The 6000-nt window shown below is 56.1% G+C and carries 4 protein-coding genes; 1 reads left to right on the top strand and 3 read right to left on the bottom strand.

Annotated features, from left to right (window positions below; genetic code table 11):
- Window positions 1–258: 258 nt before the first annotated feature.
- The 3 genes from AWB75_RS20870 to AWB75_RS20860 form a co-directional block, all read right to left on the bottom strand.
- Window positions 259–2373, bottom strand: a complete 2115-nt coding sequence (locus AWB75_RS20870; protein WP_061125972.1) for a 3-hydroxyacyl-CoA dehydrogenase NAD-binding domain-containing protein — start codon at window positions 2371–2373, stop codon at window positions 259–261.
- Between the two features lie 561 nt (window positions 2374–2934).
- A complete protein-coding gene (locus AWB75_RS20865; RefSeq protein WP_061125971.1) occupies window positions 2935–3672 on the bottom strand; it encodes an IclR family transcriptional regulator in 738 nt (245 codons plus the stop codon).
- A gap of 188 nt (window positions 3673–3860) precedes the next feature.
- Window positions 3861–4853, bottom strand: a complete 993-nt coding sequence (locus AWB75_RS20860) for a Bug family tripartite tricarboxylate transporter substrate binding protein (RefSeq protein ID WP_061125970.1) — start codon at window positions 4851–4853, stop codon at window positions 3861–3863.
- 74 nt (window positions 4854–4927) lie between these two features.
- Between AWB75_RS20860 and AWB75_RS39480 the strand changes: the two genes are divergently transcribed.
- Complete coding sequence (locus AWB75_RS39480; protein WP_407642157.1) at window positions 4928–5560, top strand: GFA family protein; 633 nt, start codon at window positions 4928–4930, stop codon at window positions 5558–5560.
- Window positions 5561–6000: the final 440 nt, after the last annotated feature.

The raw sequence follows: 6000 nt of genomic DNA, 5'->3' as shown, positions 1-6000 counted from the left end.
AACGTCGCTTCTATCGACGTCCATGGCATCCGGTTAGCCAGGATCGCCAGCGCGTGCCGTAAATCGATCATCGCATCCAGGCGGCTGCGGAAGAAATCCGGTGTGCTCATCGGCGCTTCTCACTCCCAGAAGATAGGCCAATTCCATATTGAAACTGGGAGTTTCGCAACCCTTTATTTGCATCGATCCGCACGGGCCGCATGGCTTCGCGCCATTCTGCATGACCGACTACTTATCATTGAACCAGGCGCTGAATGCTTAAGAAAGATTAGGCGCTTGGGCCTCTCGAAGCGATCCACCAACTTCGGCGATCTGCGCCAACAACTGGCTTGGCTTCCAGCGCTTTCCGTACTGCTCGTGCCACACACTGACCTGCTCAAAGATCTTTTGTGCACCAATCGAGTCTGCCCAGTACATCAGTCCGCCTCGATGGCGCGGGAAGCCAAAACCATACAACCACATCACGTCGATATCACTTGCGCGGTAGGCTTTACCATCTTCCAGGATCTTGCAGGCCTCGTTCACCGAAGCGAAGAGCAAGCGGTTCAGGATCTCGTCGTCTGAAAACTCACGTTGCGGGACGCCAAGCTCACGACCAACGTCACGAATAATCTTCGAAACCTCTTCGTCCGGGTGCGGCGTGCGATCCCCTTCGTTGTAACGATACCAACCCGCACCATTTTTCTGCCCCTTTCTACCCATCTCAACCATGCGATCGGGGACGTGGAGCTTTCGATAGGTCGGGTCCGCAGCGGCGCGGCGCTTGCGCGTATCGTAACTAACGTCTAGGCCCGACAAATCGCTGACCGCAAAAGGGCCCATCGGATAGCCAAATCCAACCATCACCTTATCCACCTGCTGGGGCAGCACGCCTTCTTCCAGCATCAGCATCATCTCCGTCACCAGCGGTGCGCGGCTACGATTGGCCGCAAAGCCATCGCACGAACCTGCAACGACGCTTACTTTGCCGAGGTCGCGGCCCAATTTCGTCGCTCGAAGGATCGTTTCAATTGACGACTGGTCGCCCCTGACGACTTCGCAGAGTTTCATCACATTCGCAGGTGCAAAGAAGTGCGCCCCTGCTACATCTTGCGGACGTCGTGTGACGGCCGCCATCGTGTTGATGTCGATCGCCGAAGAGTTGGTAAGGAGGAGCGCCCCTTCCTTCATCACCGCGTCGAGCTTCGTGAAGACATTTTCTTTCAGATCGATACGCTCGAACACCGCTTCCACGACAACATCGGCGTCCCCGATGTCCTCATATCGCAAGACAGGTTGTACGTACGTCAGTCGCTCGTTCATTTCTTCTTGGGTGAGGCTTCCACGCCGTACTCTTACCGCATATGTGTCGTGAATCCGCTTCATGCCTCGATCAAGTGCCTCTTGCGTCACTTCGAGCACTTTCACCGGAACGCGAACGTCCGCAAAACAGATTGCAATTCCCGCCCCCATTGTTCCAGCGCCCACGATTGCAGCGGATCGCACGCCTTCAGCCTTATAGGACGCGGGCGCGCCCGGAATCTTTTTCGCCTCACGCTCGGCAAAGAAAGCATATCGCAATGCCCTCGCTTCATCCGAGCCCTCGAGCTCCGAAAAGAGTCGCTGCTCAAGAGCCAGTCCATCCTCGAAGCTACCGGTTAGTGCTGCTTCGACGCAAGCGACAGCGCAGTGCGGTGCCTTCACGTTACGAGCCTTGCTAAGAGCGGCCTTCTTCGCCGCTTCCCAGGCTTCAGGGTGCTGGTCCGCATAGGCAATTTGATCAGTCATGTCCCGAACCCGTGGCAATGGGCGCGCGGGCGCGACGTCTTTCGCGTAAGAAATTGCGCTAGCCAGAAGATTTTCCTGACTCACAATCTGCATAACGAGGCCCATGCTTAATGCTTCAACTGCGGAAACATGACGACCGCTGCTAATCATCTCAACAGCCGCCTTCGGTCCGATCAACCTCGTCAGCCGTTGGGTCCCACCACCAGCTGGAATTACCCCGATGCTTACCTCAGGCAGCCCTAGCTTGGCGTCAGGCGTGGCGATCCGATAATGACAGGCGAGGGCATGCTCGAGGCCCGCCCCGAGAACGTAGCCTTGCATCGCGGCTATCACGGGCTTCTCACATGCGTCCAGGACTGCAGTGCTGACGCTGGTATTGATTTGGCGCGCCTTCCCAAACTGTCGGATATCGGCTCCGGCGATAAAATTCTTGCCTGACCCGATGAGCACAACCGCCTTCACTGCAGGGTCGGCGCCAGCGCGCTCTAGGCCGTCGACGATGCCCTCCCGCATACCGGGTGCCAACGCATTGACCGGAGGGTTGTCGACGGTAATCACTGCCACGCCGCTCTCGACGTGATAACTGACATTTCGTGTATCGCTCATCAGGTGTCTCTCAAATATTAAAAAAGCGCTGGCGGTGAGTCGGCTAATCCCGTGACATCCCTTGGCCGAGGAATGCGAGCCGAGCCGCAGATGCTTCCCCAGAAGTCGATATTTCCAGCTCCGAACCGTCACTGGCCGTTTGGAAGAAAAGTTCAGTGCATCGTAGCACGCGTTCCGTTGAACAGCATTAATTCCGATGGCCGGAACCCGAAAACAGGAATATCTTGTTTGGAGAAACAGGGCGACGGCTGACAACACGATATGAATTGCAAGTCGCTGAGACGCGGTGGGAGGCGGCATCACCGGCTATGGGTGGAGCCGAACGAACCGAGAGTGACGGGCAGGAGGACGAGCTACGGAACAATGCGGGATTGCACCGCGAACGAAGAGCCGGAAAGGGGCTGTGGGATCGCCGCGTGGATTCTTATTCGTGATTTTCGAAAAGCTTGCGAAACGCTCCGCTCGTACATTTTCTCCACGTCATTCCGACGGCAACGCCCAAATGCGGTCGCAACTTCGATGGCACGCCAAACCTTCAGCGGGTCGGTAACGACAATTTGATTACTGGTAGAGCGCGCCAAAACGACGCGAGATCTTTTCGGCCGCACTCACGACCAGCCTTATGGCCTCGTCTTCGTTGACCCTTAATCTTACGGTGGGCGCAGCAACGGACAAACAGTAACGAACTTCCTGATTTGCATCCCGAATTGGCGCCGATGCCGCTGAAATGCCGAGAAGCCGTTCACCGTGAGAAACTGCATAACCACGTGCGCGTATCAGCTCAAGTTCCGCGATGAGCGCCCCATCTGTTACGTTCAAAACGCGGGCCACCGACGGCAGGATCGACGTCAATTCGAGCGGTGGCATGTGGGCTAAAAGAACCTTCGAGCCCGAACCACCGAGCAATGGCGTTTCCTCGCCCGGTTGGGTAACAGCTCGCAACGGCGCCGACACCGTGGATAACGCTTCAATGCAAACACGGCTTCGTCCCGACAAGGTATGCAGTGAAACCGTTTCCTTTGTCTGTTGAGCTAGTTCAACTAGTATTGGTCGAGCGATTGCTCGGACGTCCAAGGTGCTCCTGACCATGCCCGCCAGGCGAGTGAACCTGAACGAAAGGCAGTATTGTTGATCTTCAAGACGAACCAGGTATCCGGCCTTCTCAAGACTCTGCACAATGCGAAAGGCGGTCGACTTCGGCAGTTCGATGCGCTCCGCGACCTCCTGTAAGGTCAGGCTGGTTCGATCCGAACTGAAGCTTTCGAACACAGCAAGAATGCGCTGAACAGACCGCATCATGTTTCTGTTCGCTGTAGATGGCTCGTTTGCAATGTTTGTCATAGTCACGCGGCTGAAGACCGCTGCACCTATCGTTTAGCGATGGTCGAAAGTTTCGTGTCCGCACAAGGCACCCCGTAGATCACCCCGACATCTTGAGCGCCCTCGCGCTCAAGATGTCGGGAATGCGCCCGCTCTCTTCGCAGACCCTACCCTCCGTCACCGACAGTGACGGACCGGCCCAGCCTCCGCCATTTCGGGACTTCTTTGGACATGTAGTCGGAAAAGTACGCAGTTTCACCCGAAACTGGCTCGCAATAGAGCGAATTACGCATCCGGCTGGCTACTTCCGGAGAACTCGATACCTTATTCACAGCCGCGCTGATACGCTCAATCACGGAGGAAGGAACGCCTTTCGGTCCGATGACTCCGTAGAACGTATAGTTTTCGATACCGTGCAAAGAGGCGTTGTGGGATTCCGCGAGACTCGGGACTTCAGGCAATGCGCTCAGCCTATGGTTACCCGTGACTGCAATAGCCCTCAATTTCCCAGCCTTCAAAAGAGGAATGACAAACTGCGGCACGCTCAGGCCTACCTGTATATCGCCCATCCCGATTTCCTGAGTCAGTTCTTGATCCGACCTGTACGGAATATGGGTCATCGATATTCCAGCGACGCTTTTCAGGTACTCGACTTGAAGATGGCTGGCTGCACCAACGCCTGCAGAGCCAAAATTCAATTGTCCTGGGTGTGCTTTGGCGTAGCCAATGAGATCGTCGATGGAATGAATATCTGTCTTAGGGCTGACCACGAAGACGCCTGGCGCCGTTGCAACCATCGAAATGAGACTGAAATCCTTTAGAGGGTCATAAGGCAGGTCTTTCCTGACTCCCGGCCCCTGAGCCAGCGCGCTTCCGCTTGCGAGCATTAGCGTGTATCCGTCGGGCGGTGACGCCATCAGCATTCTGATCGCAACGAGAGACGACGCGCCGGGTCTGTTCTCGACAATAACCGTCGTATGCAACTCTTCTTGCAGGCCGCGAGCATAGAGCCTTGCAATCGTGTCGGTACCGCCCCCAGCGGCAAAGCCGACCAGCAATCTGATGGTTTGAGCTGGAAAATCCTTCGCCCTCACGCTGTTGAGCCCGGCTAGACTCAACGACAGCAAGACAATAATCTGGACAATCTTCCTTCCAAGCATCCCCAACCTCACACGTCTTATCTGTTCACCACAGTCAAGAGCCGTCGTACTTGCACCGCTACGGTCCGTCGAGCATGAATGTAAACACTAAGGCCGTCACCGTCAATGTTTTTGAAATTGGTTTCACTGAACGGAACTTCCCACGGGCGTTTCTTGACGCCTGTCACACGTGTAAGCAAGGGCGGGTATCTTATGTGAATGGAACGGTAGAGGCGGTGGACAGCAGACACGGGCGTGGCGCCGCTGCAGCTGTTACCATCGGAAGGCCATTCCATGTCGAACTTCGCATTGGAGCAAAGATGAAAGTCGATGGTCAATGTCACTGCGGTGCGATTAAGTATGAAGCAGAGGTAGAACCGGGCAACGTGGTCATCTGTAATTGCGCGGATTGCCAAAGGCAGTCCGGCTCGGTCTTTCGAGCTAATATCCCGGCGCCTGCGGGGTCCTTCCGAATCGTCTCGGGCACGCCTCGGAAATACCTAAAAATTTCCGACAGCGGAGCAAAGCGCATCCACGCATTCTGCGCGAACTGCGGAGGGCCGGTTTATGCCTGCGCTGCGGAAAACCCGCAGACATATTCACTGAGAATCGGGGCGCTGAATCAACGATATGAGCTAGGGTCTCCCTCGCGGCAGATCTGGATGAAGCGTCGATTCTCTTGGCTAACTGAACTCGATAACGTGCCTGGTTGTGAAGGTCAGTCGTAGTTCGCCTGCTCCAGCGCTTCCATGACTGGGCAGCACTTCAAGCGATTGCTCGCGGTGTTGTTCGCCGGGTTCGCCGGGTTCGTGCTGCCGCATACGAGTCTTGCGATCGCATCGCAGGTGAATCACGTCGGCAGCTCAACAGAGTCAACTCACGGAGGTTGCGAGCACCAGCTTTCTGCGGTGCAAGCATTTTCGCTTGGCGAAGCGCGGGATCAAGCAGGCGTGGACGCAATCGCTGTAAGGGCGCCAGATGAAGCGTCAGCCAGCTTGAGAACAGCAGTCGGTGTTCGCGAATTCTCGCGTGTATGGCAAAGCGGCGCATGTTAGCCTATCAATGCAGCGCGAACACCCGGTGCCCGTGTCGAGGCGACCACATCGAACTTGGCTACGGGCACCAGTGCTGCATTATCTCGTCGAAAATCGGCACACCGGAACGGCCC

This window comes from Caballeronia catudaia, from assembly GCF_001544755.2.
Taxonomy (GTDB): Bacteria; Pseudomonadota; Gammaproteobacteria; order Burkholderiales; family Burkholderiaceae; genus Caballeronia; species Caballeronia catudaia.
The sequence above is the reverse complement of the archived record's forward strand: the minus strand, read 5'-3'. Positions and strand labels throughout refer to the sequence as shown.

Excerpts from the sequence above, each read along its gene's own strand:
- AWB75_RS20865 (WP_061125971.1), bottom strand. The coding sequence starts at position 3,672 with ATGATGCGGTCTGTTCAGCGCATTCTTGCTGTGTTCGAAAGCTTCAGT.
- AWB75_RS20860 (WP_061125970.1), bottom strand. The coding sequence starts at position 4,853 with ATGCTTGGAAGGAAGATTGTCCAGATTATTGTCTTGCTGTCGTTGAGT.
- AWB75_RS39480 (WP_407642157.1), top strand. The coding sequence starts at position 4,928 with ATGAATGTAAACACTAAGGCCGTCACCGTCAATGTTTTTGAAATTGGT.
- AWB75_RS20870 (WP_061125972.1), bottom strand. The coding sequence starts at position 2,373 with ATGAGCGATACACGAAATGTCAGTTATCACGTCGAGAGCGGCGTGGCA.